The 3196-nt window shown below is 56.4% G+C and carries 1 rRNA gene; it reads left to right on the forward strand.

From position 1 onward, the window contains the following. Positions 1–49: 49 nt before the first annotated feature. Positions 50–3173: ribosomal RNA gene (locus ABZY33_RS35900) — 23S ribosomal RNA — on the forward strand. Positions 3174–3196: the final 23 nt, after the last annotated feature.

Below are 3196 nucleotides of genomic sequence, written 5' to 3' on the forward strand. Positions count from 1 at the left end.
GGGTGGTTGGTCGTTGTTTGAGAACTGCACAGTGGACGCGAGCATCTGTGGCCAAGTTTTTAAGGGCGCACGGTGGATGCCTTGGCACCAGGAACCGATGAAGGACGTGGGAGGCCACGATAGTCCCCGGGGAGTCGTCAACCAGGCTTTGATCCGGGGGTTTCCGAATGGGGAAACCCGGCAGTCGTCATGGGCTGTCACCCGCTGCTGAACACATAGGCAGTGTGGAGGGAACGCGGGGAAGTGAAACATCTCAGTACCCGCAGGAAGAGAAAACAACCGTGATTCCGGGAGTAGTGGCGAGCGAAACTGGATGAGGCCAAACCGTATACGTGTGAGACCCGGCAGGGGTTGCGTATGCGGGGTTGTGGGATCTCTTTTTCATAGTCTGCCGGCTGTGAGACGAGTCAGAAACCGTTGATGTAGGCGAAGGACATGCGAAAGGTCCGGCGTAGAGGGTAAGACCCCCGTAGTCGAAACATCAACGGCTCGTTTAAGAGACACCCAAGTAGCACGGGGCCCGAGAAATCCCGTGTGAATCTGGCGGGACCACCCGTTAAGCCTAAATATTCCCTGGTGACCGATAGCGGATAGTACCGTGAGGGAATGGTGAAAAGTACCGCGGGAGCGGAGTGAAATAGTACCTGAAACCGTGTGCCTACAAGCCGTGGGAGCGTCGCGCATTGAGTTTACTCAATGCGTCGTGACTGCGTGCCTTTTGAAGAATGAGCCTGCGAGTTTGCGGTGTGTTGCGAGGTTAACCCGTGTGGGGAAGCCGTAGCGAAAGCGAGTCCGAATAGGGCGATTTAGTAGCGCGCTCAAGACCCGAAGCGGAGTGATCTAGCCATGGGCAGGTTGAAGCGGAGGTAAGACTTCGTGGAGGACCGAACCCACCAGGGTTGAAAACCTGGGGGATGACCTGTGGTTAGGGGTGAAAGGCCAATCAAACTCCGTGATAGCTGGTTCTCCCCGAAATGCATTTAGGTGCAGCGTCGTGTGTTTCTTGCCGGAGGTAGAGCACTGGATAGGCGATGGGCCCTACCGGGTTACTGACCTTAGCCAAACTCCGAATGCCGGTAAGTGAGAGCACGGCAGTGAGACTGTGGGGGATAAGCTCCATGGTCGAGAGGGAAACAGCCCAGAGCATCGACTAAGGCCCCTAAGCGTACGCTAAGTGGGAAAGGATGTGGAGTCGCACAGACAACCAGGAGGTTGGCTTAGAAGCAGCCACCCTTGAAAGAGTGCGTAATAGCTCACTGGTCTAGTGATTCCGCGCCGACAATGTAGCGGGGCTCAAGCGTACCGCCGAAGTCGTGTCATTGCAGCAATACGCCCAACGGCGGCTGTGATGGGTAGGGGAGCGTCGTGTGCCGGGTGAAGCCGCAGCGGAAGCTAGTGGTGGACGGTTCACGAGTGAGAATGCAGGCATGAGTAGCGATACACACGTGAGAAACGTGTGCGCCGATTGACTAAGGGTTCCTGGGTCAAGCTGATCTGCCCAGGGTAAGTCGGGACCTAAGGCGAGGCCGACAGGCGTAGTCGATGGATAACCGGTTGATATTCCGGTACCCGCTGTGAAGCGTCAAACATCGAATCCAGTGATGCTAAGGCCGTGAAGCCGTTCCGGACCCTTCGGGGAAAGGAAAGTGGTGGAGCCGCCGGCCCAAGTTGGTAGTAGGTGAGTGATGGGGTGACGCAGGAAGGTAGTCCAGCCCGGGCGGTGGTTGTCCCGGGGTAAGGGTGTAGGCCGTGTGATAGGTAAATCCGTTGCACATTAAGGCTGAGACCTGATGCCGAGCCGATTGTGGTGAAGTGGATGATCCTATGCTGTCGAGAAAAGCCTCTAGCGAGTTTCATGGCGGCCCGTACCCTAAACCGACTCAGGTGGTCAGGTAGAGAATACCGAGGCGTTCGGGTGAACTATGGTTAAGGAACTCGGCAAAATGCCCCCGTAACTTCGGGAGAAGGGGGGCCATCACTGGTGATTGGATTTACTCCATGAGCTGGGGGTGGCCGCAGAGACCAGCGAGAAGCGACTGTTTACTAAAAACACAGGTCCGTGCGAAGCCGTAAGGCGATGTATACGGACTGACGCCTGCCCGGTGCTGGAACGTTAAGGGGACCGGTTAGTCAGACTTCGGTTTGGCGAAGCTGAGAACTTAAGCGCCAGTAAACGGCGGTGGTAACTATAACCATCCTAAGGTAGCGAAATTCCTTGTCGGGTAAGTTCCGACCTGCACGAATGGCGTAACGACTTCTCGACTGTCTCAACCATAGGCCCGGTGAAATTGCACTACGAGTAAAGATGCTCGTTTCGCGCAGCAGGACGGAAAGACCCCGGGACCTTTACTACAGTTTGATATTGGTGTTCGGTTCGGCTTGTGTAGGATAGGTGGGAGACTTTGAACCAGCCACGCCAGTGGTTGGGGAGTCGTCGTTGAAATACCACTCTGGTCGTGCTGGATGTCTAACCTGGGTCCGTGATCCGGATCAGGGACAGTGTCTGATGGGTAGTTTAACTGGGGCGGTTGCCTCCTAAAGAGTAACGGAGGCGCCCAAAGGTTCCCTCAGCCTGGTTGGTAATCAGGTGTTGAGTGTAAGTGCACAAGGGAGCTTGACTGTGAGACCGACGGGTCGAGCAGGGACGAAAGTCGGGACTAGTGATCCGGCGGTGGCTTGTGGAAGCGCCGTCGCTCAACGGATAAAAGGTACCCCGGGGATAACAGGCTGATCTTCCCCAAGAGTCCATATCGACGGGATGGTTTGGCACCTCGATGTCGGCTCGTCGCATCCTGGGGCTGGAGTCGGTCCCAAGGGTTGGGCTGTTCGCCCATTAAAGCGGTACGCGAGCTGGGTTTAGAACGTCGTGAGACAGTTCGGTCCCTATCCGCTGTGCGCGTAGGAGTCTTGAGAAGGGCTGTCCCTAGTACGAGAGGACCGGGACGGACGAACCTCTGGTGTGCCAGTTGTCCTGCCAAGGGCATGGCTGGTTGGCTACGTTCGGAAAGGATAACCGCTGAAAGCATCTAAGCGGGAAGCCTGCTTCAAGATGAGGACTCCCACCCCCTTTGAGGGGTTAAGGCTCCCAGTAGACGACTGGGTTGATAGGCCAGATCTGGAAGCCCGGTAACGGGTGGAGGTGACTGGTACTAATAGGCCGAGGGCTTGTCCTCAGTTGCTCGCGTCCACTGTGTTG

The sequence above is a fragment of the Streptomyces sp. NPDC006552 genome, assembly GCF_040611655.1.
Lineage (GTDB): Bacteria > Actinomycetota > Actinomycetes > Streptomycetales > Streptomycetaceae > Streptomyces.